Source organism: Mesorhizobium sp. LCM 4576 (assembly GCF_001854815.1).
GTDB classification, from domain to species: Bacteria; Pseudomonadota; Alphaproteobacteria; order Rhizobiales; family Rhizobiaceae; genus Mesorhizobium; species Mesorhizobium plurifarium.
The window spans coordinates 132,307-154,051 of the sequence record NZ_MDDT01000025.1 but is presented as its reverse complement, the minus strand read 5'-3'; the positions used below and the strand labels follow the sequence as shown (position 1 = coordinate 154,051).

25 protein-coding genes are annotated in these 21,745 nt (G+C 63.5%); 8 read left to right on the top strand and 17 right to left on the bottom strand.

Annotated elements, in window-relative coordinates; genetic code table 11:
• Window positions 1-15: 15 nt before the first annotated feature.
• Window positions 16-783 carry a PTS glucitol/sorbitol transporter subunit IIC gene (locus LCM4576_RS17280; protein WP_071033291.1) on the bottom strand — a complete coding sequence of 256 codons (768 nt, stop codon included), beginning with the start codon at window positions 781-783 and terminating at the stop codon, window positions 16-18.
• A 52-nt stretch (window positions 784-835) separates the two neighbouring features.
• Window positions 836-1,273: a transcriptional regulator GutM gene (locus LCM4576_RS17275; protein ID WP_071033290.1), complete on the bottom strand. Its 438-nt coding sequence runs from the start codon at window positions 1,271-1,273 to the stop codon at window positions 836-838.
• A gap of 188 nt (window positions 1,274-1,461) precedes the next feature.
• Between LCM4576_RS17275 and LCM4576_RS17270 the strand changes: the two genes are divergently transcribed.
• A complete protein-coding gene (locus LCM4576_RS17270) occupies window positions 1,462-2,103 on the top strand; it encodes a hypothetical protein (protein ID WP_071033289.1) in 642 nt (213 codons plus the stop codon).
• Between the two features lie 74 nt (window positions 2,104-2,177).
• Entirely contained in the window at window positions 2,178-2,852 is a 675-nt protein-coding gene (locus LCM4576_RS17265; RefSeq protein WP_071033288.1) for an HAD family phosphatase, read from the top strand.
• A gap of 1 nt (window position 2,853) precedes the next feature.
• On the opposite strand, the gene LCM4576_RS17260 is transcribed toward LCM4576_RS17265, so the two are convergent.
• The 7 genes from LCM4576_RS17260 to LCM4576_RS17230 all read right to left on the bottom strand — a co-directional run bounded on the left by LCM4576_RS17260 (window position 2,854) and on the right by LCM4576_RS17230 (window position 10,078).
• Window positions 2,854-4,026, bottom strand: a complete 1,173-nt coding sequence (locus LCM4576_RS17260; protein WP_071033287.1) for a DUF930 domain-containing protein — start codon at window positions 4,024-4,026, stop codon at window positions 2,854-2,856.
• A 127-nt stretch (window positions 4,027-4,153) separates the two neighbouring features.
• Window positions 4,154-5,521, bottom strand: coding sequence for a pyruvate dehydrogenase complex dihydrolipoamide acetyltransferase (locus LCM4576_RS17255; protein ID WP_071033286.1), 1,368 nt, complete (start codon window positions 5,519-5,521; stop codon window positions 4,154-4,156).
• Between the two features lie 3 nt (window positions 5,522-5,524).
• Window positions 5,525-6,523, bottom strand: a complete 999-nt coding sequence (locus LCM4576_RS17250; RefSeq protein WP_071033285.1) for an alpha-ketoacid dehydrogenase subunit beta — start codon at window positions 6,521-6,523, stop codon at window positions 5,525-5,527.
• Window positions 6,523-7,551, bottom strand: a complete 1,029-nt coding sequence (locus tag LCM4576_RS17245) for a thiamine pyrophosphate-dependent dehydrogenase E1 component subunit alpha (protein WP_052467886.1) — start codon at window positions 7,549-7,551, stop codon at window positions 6,523-6,525. Before LCM4576_RS17245 ends, LCM4576_RS17250 begins: the two co-directional genes overlap by 1 nt.
• Before the next feature lie 2 nt (window positions 7,552-7,553).
• Window positions 7,554-8,882 carry an NAD(P)H-dependent oxidoreductase gene (locus tag LCM4576_RS17240; RefSeq protein WP_071033284.1) on the bottom strand — a complete coding sequence of 443 codons (1,329 nt, stop codon included), beginning with the start codon at window positions 8,880-8,882 and terminating at the stop codon, window positions 7,554-7,556.
• A gap of 259 nt (window positions 8,883-9,141) precedes the next feature.
• Entirely contained in the window at window positions 9,142-9,600 is a 459-nt protein-coding gene (locus LCM4576_RS17235; protein ID WP_041006387.1) for a YbaK/EbsC family protein, read from the bottom strand.
• Between the two features lie 211 nt (window positions 9,601-9,811).
• Entirely contained in the window at window positions 9,812-10,078 is a 267-nt protein-coding gene (locus LCM4576_RS17230) for a helix-turn-helix domain-containing protein (protein WP_071033283.1), read from the bottom strand.
• Between the two features lie 293 nt (window positions 10,079-10,371).
• Between LCM4576_RS17230 and LCM4576_RS17225 the strand changes: the two genes are divergently transcribed.
• The 3 genes from LCM4576_RS17225 (at window position 10,372) to LCM4576_RS17210 (ending at window position 12,303) form a co-directional block, all read left to right on the top strand.
• Window positions 10,372-10,980: a hypothetical protein gene (locus LCM4576_RS17225; RefSeq protein ID WP_041008483.1), complete on the top strand. Its 609-nt coding sequence runs from the start codon at window positions 10,372-10,374 to the stop codon at window positions 10,978-10,980.
• A 220-nt stretch (window positions 10,981-11,200) separates the two neighbouring features.
• Window positions 11,201-11,404, top strand: a complete 204-nt coding sequence (locus LCM4576_RS34865; protein WP_071074739.1) for a hypothetical protein — start codon at window positions 11,201-11,203, stop codon at window positions 11,402-11,404.
• A 638-nt stretch (window positions 11,405-12,042) separates the two neighbouring features.
• Complete coding sequence (locus LCM4576_RS17210; RefSeq protein ID WP_041006397.1) at window positions 12,043-12,303, top strand: hypothetical protein; 261 nt, start codon at window positions 12,043-12,045, stop codon at window positions 12,301-12,303.
• A gap of 66 nt (window positions 12,304-12,369) precedes the next feature.
• Here the strand turns inward: LCM4576_RS17210 and LCM4576_RS17205 are convergent, their stop codons facing one another.
• The 7 genes from LCM4576_RS17205 to LCM4576_RS17175 form a co-directional block, all read right to left on the bottom strand.
• Entirely contained in the window at window positions 12,370-12,672 is a 303-nt protein-coding gene (locus LCM4576_RS17205) for a glycine zipper domain-containing protein (protein WP_071033282.1), read from the bottom strand.
• 94 nt (window positions 12,673-12,766) lie between these two features.
• Complete coding sequence (locus tag LCM4576_RS17200; RefSeq protein WP_040983239.1) at window positions 12,767-13,306, bottom strand: MerR family transcriptional regulator; 540 nt, start codon at window positions 13,304-13,306, stop codon at window positions 12,767-12,769.
• Between the two features lie 132 nt (window positions 13,307-13,438).
• Complete coding sequence (locus tag LCM4576_RS17195; RefSeq protein ID WP_040983242.1) at window positions 13,439-13,762, bottom strand: integration host factor subunit alpha; 324 nt, start codon at window positions 13,760-13,762, stop codon at window positions 13,439-13,441.
• A gap of 104 nt (window positions 13,763-13,866) precedes the next feature.
• A complete protein-coding gene (locus LCM4576_RS17190; protein ID WP_071033281.1) occupies window positions 13,867-14,838 on the bottom strand; it encodes a beta-ketoacyl-ACP synthase III in 972 nt (323 codons plus the stop codon).
• Window positions 14,839-14,847: 9 nt separating this feature from the next.
• On the bottom strand, window positions 14,848-15,918 hold the full coding sequence (plsX, locus tag LCM4576_RS17185; protein ID WP_071033280.1) for a phosphate acyltransferase PlsX: 1,071 nt from the start codon (window positions 15,916-15,918) through the stop codon (window positions 14,848-14,850).
• Between the two features lie 130 nt (window positions 15,919-16,048).
• Window positions 16,049-16,597 (bottom strand): DUF177 domain-containing protein, encoded by a 549-nt coding sequence (locus LCM4576_RS17180; RefSeq protein ID WP_071033311.1) that lies wholly within the window; start codon window positions 16,595-16,597, stop codon window positions 16,049-16,051.
• Window positions 16,598-16,608: 11 nt separating this feature from the next.
• The gene (locus tag LCM4576_RS17175; protein ID WP_071033279.1) at window positions 16,609-17,151 is read right to left on the bottom strand and encodes a ubiquinol-cytochrome C chaperone family protein; all 543 of its coding nucleotides are present in this window, start codon (window positions 17,149-17,151) and stop codon (window positions 16,609-16,611) included.
• A 117-nt stretch (window positions 17,152-17,268) separates the two neighbouring features.
• On the opposite strand from LCM4576_RS17175, the gene LCM4576_RS17170 reads away from it, so the two are divergent.
• From LCM4576_RS17170 to LCM4576_RS17160, 3 genes are all read left to right on the top strand, one after another.
• Window positions 17,269-17,793, top strand: coding sequence for an outer membrane protein assembly factor BamE (locus LCM4576_RS17170; protein ID WP_071033278.1), 525 nt, complete (start codon window positions 17,269-17,271; stop codon window positions 17,791-17,793).
• A 145-nt stretch (window positions 17,794-17,938) separates the two neighbouring features.
• Window positions 17,939-18,484 carry a dTDP-4-dehydrorhamnose 3,5-epimerase family protein gene (locus tag LCM4576_RS17165; RefSeq protein ID WP_083354923.1) on the top strand — a complete coding sequence of 182 codons (546 nt, stop codon included), beginning with the start codon at window positions 17,939-17,941 and terminating at the stop codon, window positions 18,482-18,484.
• A 1-nt stretch (window position 18,485) separates the two neighbouring features.
• Window positions 18,486-19,475, top strand: a complete 990-nt coding sequence (locus LCM4576_RS17160) for a glycosyltransferase family 2 protein (RefSeq protein ID WP_071033277.1) — start codon at window positions 18,486-18,488, stop codon at window positions 19,473-19,475.
• Window positions 19,476-19,569: 94 nt separating this feature from the next.
• Here the strand turns inward: LCM4576_RS17160 and LCM4576_RS17155 are convergent, their stop codons facing one another.
• Window positions 19,570-21,711 carry a sodium-translocating pyrophosphatase gene (locus LCM4576_RS17155; RefSeq protein ID WP_040983252.1) on the bottom strand — a complete coding sequence of 714 codons (2,142 nt, stop codon included), beginning with the start codon at window positions 21,709-21,711 and terminating at the stop codon, window positions 19,570-19,572.
• Window positions 21,712-21,745: the final 34 nt, after the last annotated feature.

Sequence of the window (21,745 nt, the reverse complement as noted above, 5' to 3'; positions counted from 1 at the left end):
GGTGTCCTCCCGCCCTTAGAGCTCGACGCCCTGGCGGCGTGCCATGATGGCCGTGATGCRCTCGGTCAGGATGCCCTTCAGAAGGATGACGACGAGGCCGACGATGGCGTACCAGATCGCCACCTTGACGTGATAGCCGTTGGCGATGACGCCCCGCTTCTCGAGGTCGAGCAGCGCGACCAGCATGCCGCCCCAGACGAAATACTCGCCGGGATTGATGTGCGGGAAGAGGCCGAGCGGCGGATGCACGTAAGACACTGCCGCGTCGTAGAAGGCGGGCTTGTGCTTTTCTTCCAGGAAGGAGCCGAAGGTGTAGGCCATCGGGTTGGTGAGGAAGAACACCGACAGGACCGGCAGCACCGTATAGCGGGTCAGCGCGATGCGGCCGGCGCCGCGTGCCAGGCCGTGGACGCGCTCCTCGCCGACCAGCTCGGTGACGGCGTAGAAGGCGGTCATCAGCACGACCAGGGTCGGAATGATGCCGGTGACGAAGCCGGCGAACACTTCGCCGCCCTTCTGGAAGATGCCGATGAAGTATTTGCCGATCGCGGTCAGCCAGCCGAGCTGCTCTTCCTGCTGCACGTTCTTCAGCTGTTCCTTGAGCTGATCGGCGGTGACCGGCGCGTTGTCGGTCGTGGCCTGCGCCAGGATCACGAGATGATCGGTGGCATGCTCGACGCCGAGCTTGCCGTGCCAGGCAGCATCCGAGACCATGGTGCCTGCGACATGCAGGTTATGCACCGCCAGGTCGGCATGCTGCGCCAATAATGTAATTACAGACATTTCTCCTCCTTATGACCCCTGCCGGTCATTCCCAGCCGGCCGCCGGTGTCGTTTAAGCCCTTGYTACGTTCAAGCCGGACAGGCCCGGCTTCTTCCCCGGCTCCGACCGCGCGCGGTCGATTTGCTCGATCGCCCGTTTCACGGCCTCRGCCACACCGGGTTCCCCCTCCCCCATGATCGCAGGGTTGGACCGGAGTCGATCGAGGGGGATGCCCTCGAATTCTTCATGTCGCTTGAACTTAGTCAGCACCGAACGGCCACTCATGACCATCATGCGGCGCACGACGAGATCCGGCGTCACGACGATCAGCGCAATCGTGCCCTTGGCGAGCCGTCCGCGGAAATTGYCCGCCCCGACGAAGCCGTCCTTGTACTGAGCCGTGACACCTTTGAAGACGTCCGAATAATGCCGCATCTGCAGCCAGACACCGAGCGATTGCAGCGCCCAGACAACAAACAGCAGAAGCAGCGCCCACTGCCAGATCGCCATTTCGGTTTCCTCCCGAGTCGCTTTCTCCGGCACATATTGAACGGAGCCGAGACGACCCGAAAGTGAGAACATTTGTTTCCTCGAATGTCAACATGTATTATATTAGCCGCCATAACGCTCCACAGCCGGCTGGCCGATTTCGGCATTGGCGGCCCTGTGCTAGCCTATCGTCAAACGGGATATGAGACATGGATCTGCCTTTCAGGCACGAACTCGCGCTTATGCCGGACCTTCGTCACCGGCTGCGGCAACTGCGCTGGTTTCGCGCCACTTTCCGCAGCAGCGCGAAGGTGGTGTCGGAAACCTTCGGCGTTCGTTTYGAGATCGACGAGGCCAAGCTGACGCGCGCCTTTCTCGACTGGATCGAAGTCATGGAAGCGCAGAAGCGATTCGCTGCGGTCGATCGCGCGGACTTCATTGTCTTCGCCGCCGGGCTGGTGCTGCGCGAGCTGATCCGGCAGGCGCCGGCGCGGGAGGTCTCAGGTCTCACCGAAATGATCGAGACCGAAGCCAATGCCGGCACGGCGGAAATCGTGCGCTTCTGGCCGGAGGGATTTCTCTATACCAACTATTGCGTGTCGGCGATCCTGGCCGTGCACGAGCAGGAGTTCGGCACGGCGCCCAGCATCGACAAATGCGCCGACGACTTGCGCACCTGGTGGTCCTATCGCGAGAACGCGACGGAAATGCCCGCCTATGCCGTGGCCTTCCTCGACCGCTTCCTCGGCGCGGAGCCCGATTGGATCACGCCCGACCGCGCCCAGTCGCGCCAGGCCATGCAGCGCGCGCTCGGATCCTCGCCGGTCAGCGAGGCGCTGCGCCAGCTTTGACGGTTGGCCGCCTTGAACATCTGACTTTTTATCGATAGCGATGTGCGCATTGGCACAGGAGCCGGGAGACGCGCGTGGCGCAACCTAGATTGATGATTTTCGATTGCGACGGCGTTCTCGTCGACAGCGAGCCGCTGGCCGCCAAGGCCTATGAGCGCGTCTATGAGAAACACGGCATGCCCGGTGTCCATGGCGGCATCATCGCCCAATGCATCGGCATGAAGCAGTCCGACATCATCGTCAAAATCAAGGAACTGACCGGCCACCAGTTCCCTCCGGCGGCCGACGGCGACATCTGGGCCGAGACCAAGCTGCTCTTCTCCGAGGAGTTGAAGCCGACGCCAGGGATCGCGCCGTTCCTGAGCACGCTTGCCGGAGACCGTTGCGTCGCCTCATCGTCGTCGGTCGAACGCATCAACCACAGCCTGTCGGTGACCGGACTGTCGCGCTTCTTCGGCGACGCGATCTTCTCCTCCTCGATGGTGAAGAACGGCAAGCCGGCGCCCGACATCTTCCTTTACGCCGCCGAGAAGATGGGCGCGAAACCGGCTGACTGCATCGTGGTCGAGGATTCGCCGTTCGGCGTCCAGGGCGCGGTCGCGGCCGGCWTGATCGCGATCGGCTATACAGGCGGCGGGCACACCTATCCCGAGCACAGAGCGCGGTTGAAAGCGGCCGGCGCCGACTTCGTCTGCGCCGATTGGCACGAAGTGGGCCGGCAATTGGCGGGGCTTGGCGTACCGRCCTGAGTTAGCGGAGGCTGGGGAAGCGACGGCGAGTCCAGTCACCGGGCGGGACCAATCCCCCCACGCGGAAGTTGAAGGACAGGACCCTCGTCGCATCGGCATCGACCTCGCAGCGGAAGCTCAGATCGTACCATTGGGTTGTCGTGCTGAAGGCAGCCTGCGGAGGGTTGAGAACATTGCCTTGCTTCAGGGGAATGGTCGGCAGCCATTTCGGCGAATAGTCGGCGCTTTGCRATTCCTGATTCAGGACGTTGGCGCAAAGATTGGCAACGCGCTGGTCGCGCGGCACGTTCTCCATCGAGCTCGTAGCCTGCATATTGCCGGTCGCACCCGGCGAGTAAAGCTTCCTGACGCCGGGCAGGCCGGAATAGATCGGCGCTCCCGCAGCCGCGCTGTCGGCGGAATTCGACCTTCCCGGGTTCCCGCTTGGCGCTCTCAAAGCCCTTGCGGATTTGAACTTGATCGCCTTGGAGGGTTTAGGCTTTGCCTTTTCGGTTGAGGATGGAGGCGCGGGCTTTTCGCCCGCCTCGGCCGTCAATGGCTTCGGTGGCGCGGCCGGCTGTTCTTCGGTGGTTTGTGGCGCTGCCTGTTGTTTGTCGGGCTGCTGCTTGTCAGTGTCCTCGGTCGGCTGCTTCTCKTCGCCTTGCGCGGGTTTTTCATCCGGCGCGGCAGTTGCCGGCTTCTCTGGGGCCTTGCTGGAGTCGGCCTGCTGCTCGGGCGTTGCAGGAGCTGGCGGGTTGGGCGCCGGCTTCGGTGCGACAGGCGGTTTTGCTGGTTCATTTTGGGCCGGCGACGGCGCRTTGGCCGGAGCGCTGCCTCCGTTGAGAGATTTCTCCGGGCCGGTATCCTTTTCGCCATATTGGAAAACGCGCTTCAGAACCGGGATGTCTTGCGGTTTCGGCGGCTGCGGCGGTGGTGGCTTTTGCTCGGCCTGCTCAGGCGGCTTTTCGGCCTTCTTTTCAGGCTTGGGCTCCGGCGGCTTTGGAGCAGGCTTCGGCTTGGGTTGATCGGGCGGCGGCACGATCGCGACGTTGACCGGCTGTTCCTGCTGATCCGGCTGCTGCTCGGGTCTGGGCAAGCCGAAGAACAGGAACGCCGCGATCAGGACATGCAGGAACAGCGATGYGGCCAAGGCCCACCGCCAATTCCGAAACCATTCCCGCATCTTGCCGTTCATTGCGCTCCGATGTGGAACGAAATAGCGGCGGCTTCAAGCACTTGCCGGGATTCGCGTGAGCTGCCGTCCTGACAAGTCGGTGATCGGAGGGCCTGCGGTACAAGATCAAGGCCCTGCAGGGAGTGGCTTACACCAGCATGCTCATCGGGTTTTCGATCATGCGCTTGAAGGCGCCGAGCAGTTCCGCGCCGAGCGCGCCGTCGACGGCGCGATGGTCGGTCGAGAGTGTCACCGACATCACCGTTGCCACCTTGATCTCGCCCTTCTTCACCACAGCCCGCTCTTCGCCCGCGCCGACCGCCAGGATCGTCGCATGCGGCGGGTTGATGACGGCGGCAAAGTCCTTGATGCCGAACATGCCCAGATTGGACACCGCCGTCGTGCCGCCCTGATATTCTTCGGGCTTCAGCTTGCGGCTCCTGGCGCGGCTCGCCAGGTCCTTCATCTCGTTGGAGATCACCGACAGCGTCTTTTCATCCGCACGCCGGATGATCGGCGTGATCAGGCCGCCGGGGATCGAGACGGCAACGCCGACATCGGCATGCTTGTGCTTGACCATGGCGTTTTCGGTCCACGACGCATTGGCATCCGGCACCGCCATCAGCGCCATGGCCATCGCCTTGATGACCATATCGTTGACGGACAGCTTGTAGGCGGGAACCTCGCCCTTGTCGGTCTTCCTCATAGGGGCCGCGGCATTGAGCTGCGTACGCAGCGCCAAGAGCGCATCGAGCTCGCAATCCAGCGTCAGATAGAAATGCGGGATGGTGGACTTGGCCTCGACCAGGCGGCGCGCGATGGTCTTGCGCATGTTGTCGTGCGGCACGAGCTCGTAGGAGCCTTCGGCAAACAGCTTCAGCACCTGATCGTCCGACATCGGTTTCGGCGCGGGCGCCGGAGCGGACGGGACTTCGACCGGAATCTCGGCGGCCGGCTGAACAGGAGTGGCCGCGCCTTTCGCGGCGACTGCGGCTTCGACGTCGGCGCGCACGACGYGGCCGCGCGGACCGCTGCCTGCTATAGCCGAAAGGTCTAGATTTGCCTCACGGGCCAAGCGTCGAGCCAGCGGCGTGGCTCGGGCAGGCCCCTGCGATTGGCTGATCTCCCCCCCTGTGGGGGAGATGGCCGGCAGGCCAGAGGGGGGCGCGACAGAATGAGTGGGTAGCGGGACAGCGCCCCCCTCTGTCGGCTTCGCCGACATCTCCCCCACGAGGGGGGAGATTGGCGCCTCACCCTGCTTGGCCTCATAAACCTCGTCGTCGRCATAGATCCAGGCGACGGRCTCACCGACGGGAATATCGACGCGCTCCTTGCCGGTGACGTTGCGCAGCGTGCCGCTGGCCGGCGCGTCGATCTCCATCGCCGCCTTGTCGGTCTCGATCTCGAAGAGCACGTCGCCCTTCTTGACGTGAGCGCCCTCCTCGGCAAACCAGCGCGAGATCTGTCCGGTCGCCATGTCCATGTCGACCTTGGGAAGAATGACTTCTGTCGGCATCGCTCAGCGGACCCCTTTCACGAGGTCGCGGGCAGCGGTGATGATGTCGGGAACCTGCGGYACCGTCGCCTTTTCCAGATCCGGATTGTAGGGGATCGGCGTCTCGGCRCCGCCGAGGCGCACGATCGGCGCGTCGAGATAATCGAACGCCTCGCTTTCGGCGACGAGCGCGCTCACTTCCGCGCCGATGCCGAGCGTCTTCACCGCTTCGTAGACGCAGAGCAAACGCGAGGTTTTCTTCACGCTGTCGATGACGGTCTGCCGGTCGATCGGGCGGATCGTGCGCAGGTCGACCACTTCGATGTCGAGACCCTCGCCTTCGAGTGCTGCCGCAGCATCGAGCGCCTTCTGCACCATGATCGACGTGGCGACGATGGTGAGGTCGCGGCCCTCGCGGCGGATCTCGGCCTTGCCGATCGGAACGGTGTAGTGGCCCTCGGGCACATGGCCCTTCATCTTGTAGAGCAGCTTGTGCTCGAAGATCATGACCGGGTCCGGATCGGCGATCGCGGCCAGCAGCATGCCCTTGGCATCGTGCGGCGTCGCCGGCTGGATAACCTTCAGGCCAGGCACATGGCCGAGCCAGGCCTCCAGGCTCTGGCTGTGCTGCGCGGCGGCACCGGTGCCGGAGCCGGCCGGGAAACGCATCACCACCGGCACGGAGACCTCGCCGCCRAGCATGAAGCGCATCTTGGCCGCCTGGTTGACGATCTGCTCCATGCCGAGTGTGGCKAAATCCGAGAACTGGAATTCGAAGATCGGCCGCATGCCGGTGACRGCCGCGCCCACCGCGACGCCGGCGCCGCCCAGTTCGGAGATCGGCGTGTCGATGACCCGGTCGGTGCCGTAGCGTTCGACAAGATCGCCGGTCACCTGGAAGGCGCCGCCATAGACGCCGATATCCTCGCCCATCAGGAAGACGCGCTCGTCCATGTCCATGGCGATCGCCATGGCTTCCTGGATCGCCTGGGCGTAGCTCAGTTCACGCACCGCGGCGTCCATCACGCTTGCTCCGTGTAAACATAGTTCGAAAGGGTGGCGATCTCCGGCGCCGGGCTCGCCTTGGCGAACTCGATGCCGTCGGCGATCTCCTTGGCGACTGCGTCGCGGATGGCCTGGATGCCCTGGTCGTCGATGAAGCCGAAATCGCGCAGCTCGGTCTCAAACAGCGTGATCGGATCGCGGTTCGCCATCCAATCCTCGATCTCTTCCTTGGTGCGGTAGCGGTTGCGGTCGCTCTTGGAATGGCCGCGATGACGGTAGGTCTTGGATTCGATCAGCGTCGGCCCCTCGCCCGCGCGCGCCCGCTCGACCGCCTTGAAGGATGCCTCGGCGACCTCGGAGAAGATGTTGCCGTTGACGATGACGCCGGGCATCGAATAGGCGGCCGCCCGCTCGGCGATGTTCTTCACCGCGGTCGAACGCGCCGTCGAGGTCGACATGCCGTAGCCGTTGTTCTCGCACACGAAGATCACCGGCAGCTTCCAGATCGCCGCCATGTTCAGCGCCTCGTGGAAAGCGCCTTCATTGTTGGCGCCATCGCCGAAGAAGGAGACCACGACCTTGCCGGTCTTCATCCTCTTGGACGAAAGCGCAGCACCCACCGCGATCGGAATGCCGCCGGCGACGATGCCGTTGGCGCCGAGATTGCCCTTGGCGACATCGGCGATGTGCATGGAGCCGCCGCGGCCCTTGCAGTAGCCCGTGGTCTTGCCGAAGAACTCCGCGAACATGCGGCTGACCTCGGCGCCCTTGGCGATGCAATGGCCATGGCCGCGATGCGTCGAGGTGATCTGGTCATCCTCGGCGAGCGGCATGCAGATGCCCATGGCGCTGGCTTCCTGGCCGATCGACAAATGCATGGTGCCATGGATGAGGCCGCGCATGTAGCACTCTTCCGCGCCCTCTTCGAAGCGGCGGATGAGGTACATCTTGTGAAGCACCTGCCTGAGCTGCTCCGGACTGTACTGGCGATAGACGAAAGGCAGGTTGGCCCGGCTATCCACGACGGCTTTGCTGGCTCCGGCCATGATCACGCCTCCACAGCGCCGTAAACGAGCTTGTCCTGTCGGGCGCGCAGCTCGGCGATCTTCGAGCCCGGCGCCGGCGCCGCGTTGGCATAGGTGATGAGCTCGCCYTTCTTGATGAGCGCCGTGACGGATCCGCCCTGCAGCAGGCCGCAGGGGATGGCCCGCGTCGCATGGGCTTCCGGCGCCGTCATGATCCAGGCGCGATAGCAATATTCGCCGATGGCATCGAGCTTGTCGCCCGGCTTCAGATCCTTCTTGGCGACCGCGCAGACCTCGGCCACGGGCTTCGCCAGCGGCACCATGTCGGCCTTGCCGTAGAGCACGACGCGAGCGCAGGTCAGCGGCACTTCCAGCGAGGTCAGATGATAGGGGCGATGGAAGGTGAAATACGGGCCCTTGCCCATCTTCAGGTCTTCCATGCGCTCCGAAATGCGCGGATGCGACATGTCGGCGACGACGAAGACGCCCGGCGCCACGCCCTTGCCGATCGAATAGTCGACGACGCCGACCTTCGACAGCACRCCACCATCCTTCTGCGGCACCAGCACCTTGGACAATTCGCCCAGCGTCGCGGACGGGCCGTGCATGCCGGGCTTGTCGGGAACCAGTCCGGTCGCGTTGGCGATCGCCGCCATCTCGACCATGGTCTTCGAACCRTCGACGAATTCGACCAGCATGCGCACATTCATATGCCGGCGCTTCGCCTCCTCCTCATAGTCCGGWGGCGTGGCGTCGATGTTGAGCGGGTTGTTCTTGCCCTTGCCGGCGGCAACGATCGGGTGGCCCATGGCGGAGACGAACTCGATCAGCTCCATGCRGGAAGACGGCTCGTCGCCGGCGCCTAGCGAATAGGTGACGCCGAGGCGGTCGGCTTCGCTCTTGAGATAGGCCCCGATGGTGACGTCGGCTTCGACATTCATCATCACCAGGTGTTTACCGTGCTCCATGGCCCGCAGGCCGATCTCTGCGCCGACGGCTGGAACGCCGGTCGCGTCGATGACCACGTCGATCAGGTCGTTGCCGATGATCAGGCTGGAGTCGTTGGTGACGGCGATCTTGCCGGCCTCCATGGCCGAGGTCATTGCCGAGGCGCTCGACACTTCCCGCGCGTGTCCGGTTTCCTGGAAAGCGATATCGACGGCCTTGCTGGCCGCGGGAAGGTTCAATTCGGAGATGGCGCCGATCTCGATGCYGGACATATGGGCGACGCGGGTGACGATGTCGGTGCCCATTTCGCCGGAGCCGATCAGGCCGATGCGAATAGGCTTGCCGGACTTGGCTCGTTCATCGAGATCGCGGGCAAGGCCCGTCAACGACACATTGGACGCCATACCGTGTATTCCTCCCATATCGCATGCTGTTCGGTTGCTTGACCGGTATTGAACATATGTATTTCTGTCAAGACTAATGTCCAGAATTTGACCATCAGTCGACGCTTTTCGAATTGGTCGGGGCGCAACGACGAAACACGCCGACGGCTGGCGCGCTGTGCGGAGCTAAATAGAGGCGAGCGCTCGCGCGCCGGGGCGCCGGTCAAAGCCGCGCGGYAGCCCTTTCGCGGGCCGCAAACAGATATCTAGGCGAGAATTGTTACTGGCAAACGTCGACCCATACGGCGCCGACCAGATCGGCCATGCGCTGCGGCGTGATGTGCACCGCGGCATTGGTGGCGCCGGCGGCGGGTACGACTTCGTCGAAAGGCTTGAGCGACAGGTCGCAATAGATCGGCAGCGGCGCCGGCAGGCCGAACGGGCAGACGCCGCCCGGCGGATGGCTGGTGACCGCCAGCACCTCCTCGCCGCCCAGCATGCGCGGCTTGCCGCCCATCCTGTCCTTGAACTTGCGATTGTCGAGCCGGGCGATGCCGCTGGTCACCACCAGCATGGTCTCGTCGCCAACGCGCAGGCAGATCGTCTTGGCGATCTGCGCCGGCGTGACGCCATGCGCCTCCGCCGCCAGCGCGACAGTGGCCGAGCTTGCCTCGGTGACGATGACTTCCACGTCCGGGGCGTGCGCGGCAAAGAAGGCGCGAACCGATTCCAAGCTCATGTGAATTCCTCGTCAGGATATCTTTGTCTTTACACGCAATTCCGGACGGAAAACCGCTCACGCTTTTCCTGGAATTGCTCGAGCAGCAGCAGTGGCGAATCGCATGATGCGGCCGATCTTGGCAAGAGCCAGCGCCTCCGCTGTGCAGGCACCAAAAAAAGCCCACCGGGCAAAATCCCGGCGGGCTCCTCGATGGGCGCTTTTCGCGTCTCTATTGCTGGGTGGGCCGATTCTCTTCGGCCGGCACGCTGATCAATTCCTCTTCCGGCATCTGCAGGGCCGAAGCGATGCGCCGGAGCTTGGCGGGGTCCGCGTCCTTGCCATCCTCGATGTCGATGATCTCGCCGACGGCCAGGCCGCAGGTCAAAGAGAGTTCCTCGATCGTATATCCCCTCGTCTCGCGAGCGGCTTTCAACGGGTTGAGGCCGGACGCGGCAATGATGTTGTTGGAAACAGCGTTTCGTGYGGTGTTGGGCATGGCAACTCCTTGGGATGAAACAGGGTCTGATGAAATGGTGTTGCCTGAGACGGCGGGAGAATGYTCGTTAACACATGATTTGCCAAGAGCACCGATGCGGCGTCACGCCATCGTGAAGCGGCGTTTTGGCCGTGCCTCAGGCTCCCACAATGTAAGGTCGCGCAGCGCTCAATCAAGTTCTTTTGAAGGTCCGAGACCAGATTCGCCGGCATTTTCGACGTCCCGATTCGTTAGCTTGCCGTCACCGGTGGCCGACAGACGGCGCCGGAAGTTTCCCGGAAGGACTAGATGCCATGAATTTGAAATCGTTCACAATTGTGCTTGGCACAATCTCAAGCGTCATCGGCGCGACGCAATCATGGGCGGCGGATGCCACACGTGTTCGAGGCACTGTCGTCAGCCTTGCCGGATCGACGCTGACAGTGAAGGACCGCAACGGCAAGACCGATGCGATCACGCTTGCCGACGGCTGGAAGATTTCAGGTGTCGCCAAGGCATCGGCAGCCGATATCAAGCAGGGTGATTTTCTCGGCATCGCCTCGATATCCAAGGCCGATGGGGGCAGCGGCGCGCTTGAGGTCGTGATCTTCCCTGCCGCTCTGAAGGGTACGGGTGAAGGCGATCGCGACTGGGATCTGCAGCCCAACAGCCGCATGACCAACGGCACCGTTGCCGACGTCACCGAGATAGAGGGCCGCACGGTGACGCTCACCTACGACAACGGCCAGAAGAAACGGATCGCGATCCCGCAGGCCACACCGATCGTGACGTTCGCCGCCGCCACGCCGGCGGATCTCAAGCCTGGCGTCGCGGTGTTCGTCAATGCCGAGCGCAACGGCGACGGCAAGCTCGTCGCCAACCGGGTCGTGGTGGGGAATCACGGCGTCGCGCCGCCTATGTGAGGCCAAGCGTCCACGCCCTCGGATTTCCAGAAATCGCGCGGTCTTCGCACCTCAGGGCGCACGCGGCGCTGGAGAACTTCTCAGAAACAATCCAGAAACAAAAATCTACATTTGGGAAAAATTGTCGAAAAAAACCAGGAGGATAGTCCCTATYGCGAGGCTTGGGTCACCGATTTGCTCCGGTGGATCTCTGAACGCCCGCGTAAAAGGAAACGAAGTCATGAAGAAGTCCCTCCTCTCCGCGCTCGGGCTGGCTCTGGCCCTGGCGTTCACCGTGCCGATCCTCGGCGCCACCAGCGCCGACGCGGCTCCGATGAAGAAGCATCACCATCATCGCCATCACCGCAGGCATCATCACCGCGTTCATCATCACCATCACCACCATCATCACCACCACAAGAAGATGGCTCCGAAGAAGGCCTGACCCTTCCTTTCTGCCKATGGGGAGACAGGCTTCGCTTGTCGAGCGGCCCAGCCTTCCCATCGGGTTTCTTCTGCTTAAAGCATGTCTCCCGGAAGTGGGAACCGGTTTTGGGACAAAGACATGCGTAGAATCAACAACCTGAAGCGCGGAGGGCGAATCTGAAAGATCGCGGCGCGCTTTAACATCCGGTGATCGAACCGCATGCCGGAATGTATGTGATGGGGCCTGYGCTGATCTGCCAGCCAGACACCGCCTGGGGCCGGCGGTTGCCCCTGTCGTCCTGACGCTTCGCCATCAAGCTCGGCTATCTGCCAAATCCCGTCCCGACGAGCCATAACGGGCTGACGTTGTGGCGGAAGATCGTCAACCACAATCCGCCGTTCGTGACGCTGACCGACAAGCTGGCGGCGGAGTGGGCCGCTTCCATGCCGAGGCGCTGCGCGCCGGATGCGCCGCGAGAGCCGCACCCAGGCTCTTTCAATCCGTTGATATTGCCGGCCAAACGAAAAAATCGCGCGGCATATGAACCTTTCCATTGCGGGCAGCACTAAGCGGTCATGGGCGCCGCGAAGGCGCTCCTCAACCCAACGGGACGCCAGGAGAAGGCGAGCCCGACAACCAATGGAAGGAATGTACAAATGACCAACCTCAAGCGTATCACCCTGGCCGCGGCTCTCATCGTCTCGGCTTTCGGCTCGGTCTCGGCGCCGGCCTTCGCGGGCATTCTGCCCGGCAGTGACGGCCCGATCTGCAAAGGCCAGGGCCCGTGCTCCCAACTGAAGGCCAACTGCAAGGGCACATATGTCGACGCCACCGATTCTTCGGGCACCGTCTATGGCAAATGCCGCCCGGCCACGGTTCAGGTCGACCAGAAGAGCAAGATCAAGCTCGCTCGCTGATCCCACCCGCGGCATGGAAATGGCGGCCGCATTTTGCGGCCGCCATTTCCATAGCGATTCCAAAGATCAGCGGCGGCTGATGAGAAGACCGGCAAGCAATCCGACCACGACAAGGCCGACGGCGGCGGTGGTCGCCGGATGATCGCGCGCCGTACGCTCGATCGCCCTGCCCCTGCGCCTTATTGCCGGCAACGCCTCGTGGAGGCGATCGGCAAGGTGCGAATAGTAGTCGGACGCCGCCTCGCGGCCATCCTCGTAATAGGCGTCACCGCGCCTGRCCAAAACTTTCTTGAGATCGTGCAATTGCCGCGAAAGCGCCGCGACTTGGCTGTCGATATCAAGGTCGGAGAGGGTGGAAAACGATGCCATGCTTATTGTCCTTCTCTTCGAGAAGGCCTAACGCGCGGACGACGAGCCAGTTCCGGCGGGCCGACCGCGTGGCATCAAGTCGAAGATGACCCGTTCAACGAACCTGGTCGAGCAGGCGCTTGCATTCCAGCAAGTCGAACAACGCCTCCTGCAGCAAGGCACGATTGTCACGCGACAATTTCGAAGAGTCGGGTTGAACCGGACCTTCGTCGTCGCTCTTGCCGAGGCCGAAGAAACGGCGGCTGGGCTTGACCTTCGGCTGGCCGACCAGCGCGTCCTCGTCGCCGCGCGGCTGGGCGGCCGCCGTCAGCGGCACCTGCTCGGCCTGGCGGCGCTGGGCGATCGCCTCCACTGCGGCCATGTCGCCATTGCCGATGGCGACCAGAAAATGATTGCCGTTCTCGCGCAACAGCTTCTGCACGCCTTTGATCGTATAGCCCTGATCGTAGAGCATATGCCTGATGCCCTTGATCAACTCGACATCCTGCGGCCGGTAGTAGCGCCGGCCGCCGCCACGCTTCATCGGCTTGATCTGGGTGAAGCGCGTCTCCCAGAAACGCAGCACGTGCTGCGGCAGATCGAGGTCTTCCGCCACTTCGCTGATGGTGCGGAAAGCATCGGGACTCTTGTCCATGGGCCAATCCTCCACACTGGACCACAATCCGGCGCATGATGCCGAATCGCGCCTTATTTCAGCGATTTATGAAACGATATTCAAGCCCAGCGTCAAAACGGCCGGCGGTTTTCAACCGCATTCGCCAGCAAATTACTTGCCGCCCTTGCCCTTGCTGTTCTGGTGCGAACGCAGGATCCGGTTCTTGAGCACGTTCGAGGATTTGAACGTCATCACCCGGCGCGGCAGGATCGGCACTTCCTCACCCGTCTTGGGGTTGCGGCCGATGCGCTCGTTCTTGGAGCGGACATGGAAGGTGGCGAAGGAAGACAGCTTCACCGTCTCGCCGCGAACGATGGCTTCGCAGATTTCATCCAGGACGGCCTCGACGAGCTCCGCCGATTCAGTTCGCGACAAGCCAACCTTCCGATAAACGGCTTCAGCAAGGTCGGCACGCGTAAGTGTCTTTCCCCCCATGCGACCGTCCCATCTGCTCGCAAAAACGTAAATCGATACAGGTAAAGGCAGAGCCTAAGTAATTGATCCGGCAAGGTCAAGAACCGAACCGGCGAGTTCGGCACTTACCAGCGGAGCAATACCGCGCCCCAGGTGAAACCTCCACCCATCGCCTCGAGAAGCACAAGGTCGCCCTTCTTGATGCGGCCGTCGGCGAYGGCCACCGAGAGAGCGAGCGGCACCGATGCAGCCGAGGTGTTACCGTGTAAATCGACGGTGACCACCACTTTCTCTTCGGCAATCCCGAGCTTCTTGGCGGAAGCGTCAATAATCCGTTTATTGGCCTGATGCGGCACGAACCAGTCGAGGTCCTGCGCCGTTATGCTGGCCTCGCCGAAGGTCGCCTCGATGACGTCGGTGATCATGCCGACCGCATGCTTGAACACTTCACGGCCTTCCATCCYGAGATGACCGACGGTTCCCGTCGTCGAAGGGCCGCCGTCGACGAAGAGCTTGTCCTTGTGCGTGCCGTCCGAGCGCAGGCTAGCCGCCAAGACGCCGCGATCTGTGATCGCGCCCGCGCCCTCTTCCGCCTCGAGAACCAGCGCGCCGGCGCCGTCGCCGAACAGCACGCAGGTCGAACGATCGCTCCAGTCGAGGATGCGCGAGAATGTTTCCGAGCCGATCACCAGGACGCGTTTGGCCAGGCCGCCACGGATATAAAGGTCGGCGGTGGCGACCGCATAAACGAAGCCCGAGCAGACGGCCTGCATGTCGAAGGCGAAGCCGTGATGCATGCCGAGGCGGTTCTGGATTTCAACAGCCGTCGCCGGGAACGTGTTGTTCGGCGTCGAGGTCGCCAGGATGATGAGGTCGATATCGGCGGGCGTCATGCCGGCGCTGTCGAGCGCGGCGCGCGCCGCCGCCTCTCCGAGCGAGGCTGTCGTCTCGTCGTCGGCCGCGACGTGGCGCTGGCGAATGCCGGTGCGCTGGACGATCCACTCGTCGGAGGTCTCGACCATGCCTTCGAAGTCGGCATTCTTCATGATGCGGCGGGGCAGCGCGGCACCGTTGCCGCGCACGACTGATCTGATCAAGGCTCGTTCCTATTCCTCGGCGTCGGCGGCGACACCGGATTTCCTGTTTGCCTGCGCAGTCGGGTTGCGCGCATGGAACAGATCGAGGTCGGCCTCGATCCGGTCAAGCAGATTGTTGCGCACCATGTCGTAGCCGAGCTCGATGGCGGCCGCAAAGCCATCCGAATCGGCGCCGCCATGGCTCTTCACCACGATGCCGTTCAAGCCCAGGAAGACGCCGCCATTGGAGCGACCGACATCCATCTTCTCGCGCAGCCTGTCGAAGGCGCCCTTGGCGAAGACGTAGCCGATCTTGGCCATGAGCGTGCGGCTCATGGCTGCGCGCAGATAGCCGGCGATCTGCCTTGCCGTGCCTTCCGCCGTCTTGAGCGCGATGTTGCCGGCAAAGCCCTCGGTGACCACCACGTCGACCGTGCCCTTGCCGATATCGTCGCCCTCGACGAAGCCGCGATAATTCATCGAGGCCAGATTGGCCTCGCGCAGCATGCGGCCGGCTTCCTTGACCTCTTCCTGGCCCTTGATCTCCTCGACGCCGACATTGAGCAGGCCGACGCTCGGCCGCTCGACACCGAACACCGAACGCGCCATGCCGGTGCCCAGAATGGCGAAATCGATAAGCTGATGCRCATCGGCGCCGATGGTGGCGCCGACATCGAGCACCACGCTTTCACCGCGCGTCGTCGGCCAGAGCGCCGCGATCGCCGGGCGCTCGATCGTGGCCATCGTGCGCAGGCAGAATTTCGACATCGCCATCAGCGCGCCGGTATTGCCGGCCGAGATGCAGGCCTGCGCGCCGCCGCTCTTGACCGCCTCGACGGCCTTCCACATCGACGACTTCCAGCGGCCGTGGCGCAGAGCCTGGCTCGGCTTGTCGTCCATGCGCACGGCGACCTCGCAATGAACGAACTCGCTCACCTCGCCGAGTTTCGGGAACTTGGCGAGTTCGGGACGCACCACGTCCTCGCGGCCGTAGACGACGAAGCGGATGTCAGGACGGCGGATGGCGACGGTCATCAGCGCCGGAATGACCACGCTCGGTCCGTGATCGCCGCCCATGGCATCGATGGAAATCCTGATCACGTAGTGTTTTTCTCACGGTTTGCCTGGCTTGCGGCGGACGCCTGCCAAGGTAAGGGGGCTCGCGAAGGTTCGGCGAAAATAGCGGTTTTGCGCCTGCGCACAACCAACTTTTCCAAAATCCGGACCACTCTCAGGATTTTCCAAGCAGCGAACGCAGCTTTTTCTGGAATTCRCTTTCCTCGGGCTGGTCGTCGCCGGCGACGTCGAGCGAGGCTCCCGGCTTGCGCGGATAGGGGTCGATCCCCAGGCCGAAAAACTGCTCCGCCAGCGCGCCGACGTCGATGGTGTCGCCGGAAAATGTCTCCGGACTGTCCGGCCCGTCGGCGTCGAGGATGATTTCGCCTCCGCCCTCGAAACCTTCGCGCCCAAGCTTCGACTGCTCGGGCAGAAACAGCGCCTCGACAGACTCGTCGATATGCGCAGCGATCGGATCCAGGGTGACGATGCAGGCTTGCGTGATGTCGGCCTCGACGCGGCCGGTGACCTTGACGCCATTGCGCTTCCAGGAGGCCACGAGCAGTTCGGCGCGATAGCTTTCGACCGAAAGCAGGTCATATTCGGCGGCGAGCGCCTCACGCTGGCGCTCATCGGCCTCGATAACGACAGGCAGGCCCTTTTGCGGCAGCCGCGCGACATTAGCGACAAAGGATACGGGGCTGCGCAATTCGGCGTCTTTCATCACGGCCTCCTTCACGCGGCCCCCGCGGCCGGGAACGCGGCGGTGCCGGCGACGATCGATTCGGTCGGCTGCGCGGCAAGCTTTTGGCAAGCCTCGCAGACATAATCCGCCAACAGCGGCGCCTTTGGCCAGGAACCGGCGTCCGGCCTGACGTTGCGGGTGAGCGCCGCCGCAAGCGCCACCCGATCGTCCTGCCTGAGCGCGTCGTCATAAGCGGCCGTGCGGCCGTAAAMCATCTTTGCCAGCTTCTTCATGCGTTTGGGCACGCCGACATCGCTGATGCCGAGCTCGCGCAGCGAATGCTCGACATCGAGAAAGAACTCGTCGATCAGCACTTGCGCGACCTCGGCGGCCACACCTTGCTCGCCATGCAGCCGGTGCTGGACGAGATACATGTGCAGCGACAGCATCTCGAAGCGGCCGAGCGGCGTATCCGGCACATTCCAGTCGGAATAAAACACCGTTTGCCGCGCCGCTGCCACGATTTGTGCGTAGAGCGCGTCGGTGATAGCGCGGTTGGCATTGCGTTCGCGGCCAAAAAGGCGCTGGAACATTGAGGGCGGTCTCCCGGGGACCTGYTGTTTGATTTGGCCTTGTTGCATCGGCGTCGAAGCTGGTTTACCGGTTTTGCGGCCCAGCGCAAGTTGCGGGGATGTGATGGAGAATTGTTGTTGGGTGCGCTGAAATTCAAGTCGTTCTTTGCGCCCGCCCCGGTGGGCGTGGCCTCGCTGCTGGTCGTGGTATCAGCGCTTTCCGCCTGCAATTCCTCCAAGATGTTCGGCGACCTCCATCCAAGCGAGACGCTGACGAAAGGCTACGTCATCGACCAGCAGGCGATCGATTCGGTGCCGGTCGGGTCGAGTCGCGAACAGGTGCTTCTGGCGCTGGGCACGCCATCGACGACGGCGACCTTCGACAACGAGGCCTTCTACTACATCTCGCAAACGCGCAAGCGCTACGTCRCCTTCGACAACCCCCGCATCGTCGACCAGCATGTGCTGGCGGTCTATTTCGGCGCCGACGGCCGCGTCACTCAGATCGCCAATTACGGCCTCAAGGACGGCAAGATCTTCGACTTCATCTCGAGGACGACGCCGACCGGCGGCAAGGACCAGAACTTCCTCAGCCAGATCATCAGCGGCGCGAGCAAGCTGGCGCCCGGCATTCCCGGCGGCGGCAGCGGCGGCACGCCCTGAGTTTACCCTTCCGGTCGATCTGCTGCAGCTCAAAACAGAACCCGTGAGGTCGCTCTCACGGGTTTTTGTTTGGCCATGGCCCGGCTTAGCTTGCCAGCTCGATAGTAAAATCCTATCAAGCCGACCGGGTTCGGGGGAACTTGAAATGATCGGCGACGAGCGCGCAGAACCGGAAGGTTGGATGGCCACGGGCACACCCGACCAGCCAACCGTAACGTCCGACTGGCTTGCGATCGACCCTCCGGCAATCGAGGGCGTCGGGATCAAGGAAATCAGATCCGTCGCGACGTCCAACGGCTACCTGACAGAGATCTTTCGCGAGGAATGGGCGCTCGACCAGTCGCCGGTCGGGCAAGTGTTCCAACGCACGATGTATCCGGGCGCCGTGACGGGCTGGCACGCGCATGCCGTGACCCTAGACCGTTTGTTCTGCTGCGCCGGCAGCGTGCGAATATCGCTTTTCGATGGGCGCAAGGCCTCGCCCAGTTTCGGCACGGTCTGGCACAAGATCATCGGCGCCTTGCGCCCGGCAATCGTCACCATTCCGCCCGGTGTCTGGCACGGCGTGGTCGCGCTCGGACCGGAGTCGGCGTTGCTGCTCAACCTCGTCGACAAGGCCTACGCCTATGACGCGCCCGATCATTGGCGGCTGCCACCCGATACGCAACAGATCCCCTACAAGCTGGTATAGCGTGGAACCGGCCGGCCCCCGCGCGTCAATCGGACGGCTCGAACCGTTGGTTTCGGTCGTCATCGCGACGCATAATCGCCCGGCGGCGCTGCGCCAGGCGCTGAAGAGCCTCCTGGCCCAGACGATGCCGAACTGGGAGGCGATCGTCATCGGCGACGCGTGTCGGGCGGACACCGCCGCAGTAGTCGCCGCATTCGAAGACGCCCGCATCTCCTATGTCGATCTTCCGGTGAATTTCGGCGAGCAGTCGGGGCCTAACAATATCGGCTTTGCCCGCGCCAGCGGACGCTTCATTGCCATCTTGAACCATGACGATCTCTGGTTTCCCGACCATCTGGCGTCCATGTGCGGCTGGATCGACGCCACCAGCGCCGATGTGGTCCTCGCACGGGGCGCGGCCGTCGTATCGGCCGAGAGCAAAGGCTCCAAGCACACCCTTCTCGGAAAGGGGCGCGGCGGCTTCTATGATCCCGTCATCACGGTGGGATACGGTTCGACGCAAATGATCCGGCGGAGCTCGCTGCCAAGGCTCGGGCCGTGGCGTCCGGCAAGCCAGTGCGTCTGCGAGAGTTCCCAGGACTGGCTATTTCGCGCCTGGCGCAAGGGCGCGCGGATCGCGACGATGCCGCATCTGACGGTGCTTATGCTGCATTCGGGCGCGCGCGAAGGCAGCTATGTCCACGACGCAGCCTGGGAGCAGGAAGAATTGCTGGAAGCAATGAGCGCGCCGGACGCACTGCGCGTCAGGATTCTCGGCAACGCCGAGGAACCTGCCCTGCCAAGCCGCTCCCGTTACCTCAGACGCAGGCTGYTGGCTGCCCTCGGCATGCATCCGCGAGCGCGTTCCTTCCGTCGCCATTATCGCCGCGGAACGCTCGTTGCCATGCTGCGCCAGACACGCGGCTTGCCGCCAATGCCCGAGCGAGAACCAGACGCCGACGAATTGCTGGCCCGCTATCGCCATGGCAGCGAAAGGCGGGAAGCCGACTGAGTGGCCGCCGGGACGCGGAATGCATGACGTCATGCCGAAAAGCAAAGCCCGCGGGATCGCTCCCGCGGGCTTTGTCCTGCAATCTCCGCCGCGATCAGCCGTGCGCGAGCACGGCGAGCAGAAGCAGCGCGACGATGTTGGTGATCTTGATCGCCGGGTTGACGGCCGGGCCGGCGGTGTCCTTGTAGGGATCGCCGACGGTGTCGCCGGTGACCGAGGCCTTGTGCGCCTCGGAACCCTTCAGGTGCTTGACGCCGGCCTTGTCGGTGAAGCCGTCCTCGAACGACTTTTTGGCGTTGTCCCAGGCGCCGCCGCCGGAGGTCATCGAGATGGCAACGAAGAGGCCATTGACGATGACGCCGAGCAGCGAGGCGCCGAGCGCCGCGAAGGCCGAAGCCTTCGAGCCCGAGATCAGGAACACGCCGAAATAGACGACGAGCGGCGCCAACACCGGCAGAAGCGAGGGGATGATCATTTCCCGGATCGCCGCCCTGGTCAGGATGTCGACCGCGCGTGCATAATTCGGCTTCGAGGTACCGGCCATGATGCCCTTGTCCTCGCGGAACTGCTTGCGCACTTCCTCGACGATGGAGCCCGCGGCGCGGCCGACGGCGGTCATCGCGATGCCGCCGAAAAGATAAGGGATCAGGCCGCCGAAGATGAGGCCGGCGACGACATATGGATTGGACAGGTCGAAGGAGATCTCGCCCATGCCCTGGAAGTAGGGGTACTTGTCGCCATTGGCGGCGAAGAACCTGAGGTCGTTCGAGTAGGCCGCGAACAGCACCAGCGCGCCAAGGCCGGCTGAGCCGATGGCATAGCCCTTGGTCACCGCCTTGGTGGTATTGCCGACCGCGTCGAGCGCGTCGGTGGAGTGGCGCACTTCCTTGGGCAGGCCGGCCATTTCGGCAATGCCGCCGGCATTGTCGGTGACCGGGCCGAAGGCATCGAGCGCAACGATCATGCCGGCAAGGCCGAGCATGGTGGTGACGGCGATCGCGGTGCCGAACAGGCCGCCGAGCTGGTAGGTGGCGATGATGCCGCCGACGATGACGATGGCGGGCAGCGCCGTCGATTCCAGCGAGACCGCAAGGCCCTGGATCACGTTGGTGCCGTGGCCGGTGACCGACGCCTGGGCGATCGAGTTCACCGGGCGCTTGTTGGTGCCGGTGTAGTATTCGGTGATCACCACGATCAAACCGGTCACCAGCAGACCGATCAGGCCGCAGATGAACAGGTTCTTGCCGGTGATGGCGACGCCGGCAACGGTGCCGACCTCGCCCCAGCCGACCGTGGCGGAGGTGGCGGCGGCAAGACCGACGATCGATAGCAGGCCGGTGACGATCAGGCCCTTGTAGAGAGCGCCCATGATCGAGCCGTTGGAGCCCAGCTTGACGAAGAAGGTGCCGACGATCGAGGTCAGGATGCAGGCGCCGCAGATGGCGAGCGGATAGAGCATGGCCGCGCCGAGAGCCGCGGTGCCACCGAAGAAGATGGCGGCCAGAACCATGGTGGCGACGACCGTCACCGCATAGGTCTCGAACAGGTCGGCGGCCATGCCGGCGCAATCGCCGACATTGTCGCCGACGTTGTCGGCGATGGTGGCCGGGTTGCGTGGATCGTCCTCGGGAATACCGGCCTCTACCTTGCCGACGAGGTCGCCGCCGACATCCGCACCCTTGGTGAAGATGCCGCCGCCGAGACGGGCGAAGATCGAGATCAGCGACGCGCCAAAGCCGAGCGAGACCAGCGAGTCGATGACGACGCGATCATTCGGCTGCAGGCCCATCGGGCCGGTGAGGATGGCGTAGTAGATCGAGACGCCGAGCAGCGCCAGGCCCGCGACCAGCAGGCCGGTGATGGCCCCGGACTTGAAGGCGATGTCGAGGCCGGCGGCAAGGCTGTTCGATGCGGCCTGCGCGGTGCGAACATTGGCGCGCACCGAGACATGCATGCCGATGAAGCCGGCGGCGCCCGAAAGCACGGCGCCGATCAGGAAACCGATCGCGGAGGTGATGGAGAGCAGCCACCAGGCGAGCAGGAGCACGACGATGCCGACGACGGCGATGGTGGTGTACTGGCGCGCCAGATAGGCCTGAGCGCCTTCGCGGATGGCCGCGGAGATTTCCTGCATGCGCTGATTGCCCTGATCGGACGCAAGGACCGAACGTGTCGCCCAGATGGCGTAAAGGACTGAAAGCAAGCCGCAGGCGATGACGGCGGTAATGATGGTCATTGCCGGATTTTCCTCGATTGTTGGCCCAAAAGAA

What these genes read in the sequence shown, in the direction of transcription:
- LCM4576_RS17245 (WP_052467886.1), bottom strand. Translation starts at nt 7,551, where the DNA reads ATGGCCGGAGCCAGCAAAGCCGTCGTGGATAGCCGGGCCAACCTGCCT.
- LCM4576_RS17235 (WP_041006387.1), bottom strand. Translation starts at nt 9,600, where the DNA reads ATGAGCTTGGAATCGGTTCGCGCCTTCTTTGCCGCGCACGCCCCGGAC.
- LCM4576_RS17225 (WP_041008483.1), top strand. Translation starts at nt 10,372, where the DNA reads ATGAATTTGAAATCGTTCACAATTGTGCTTGGCACAATCTCAAGCGTC.
- LCM4576_RS34865 (WP_071074739.1), top strand. Translation starts at nt 11,201, where the DNA reads ATGAAGAAGTCCCTCCTCTCCGCGCTCGGGCTGGCTCTGGCCCTGGCG.
- LCM4576_RS17210 (WP_041006397.1), top strand. Translation starts at nt 12,043, where the DNA reads ATGACCAACCTCAAGCGTATCACCCTGGCCGCGGCTCTCATCGTCTCG.
- LCM4576_RS17200 (WP_040983239.1), bottom strand. Translation starts at nt 13,306, where the DNA reads ATGGACAAGAGTCCCGATGCTTTCCGCACCATCAGCGAAGTGGCGGAA.
- LCM4576_RS17195 (WP_040983242.1), bottom strand. Translation starts at nt 13,762, where the DNA reads ATGGGGGGAAAGACACTTACGCGTGCCGACCTTGCTGAAGCCGTTTAT.
- LCM4576_RS17165 (WP_083354923.1), top strand. Translation starts at nt 17,939, where the DNA reads ATGATCGGCGACGAGCGCGCAGAACCGGAAGGTTGGATGGCCACGGGC.
- LCM4576_RS17155 (WP_040983252.1), bottom strand. Translation starts at nt 21,711, where the DNA reads ATGACCATCATTACCGCCGTCATCGCCTGCGGCTTGCTTTCAGTCCTT.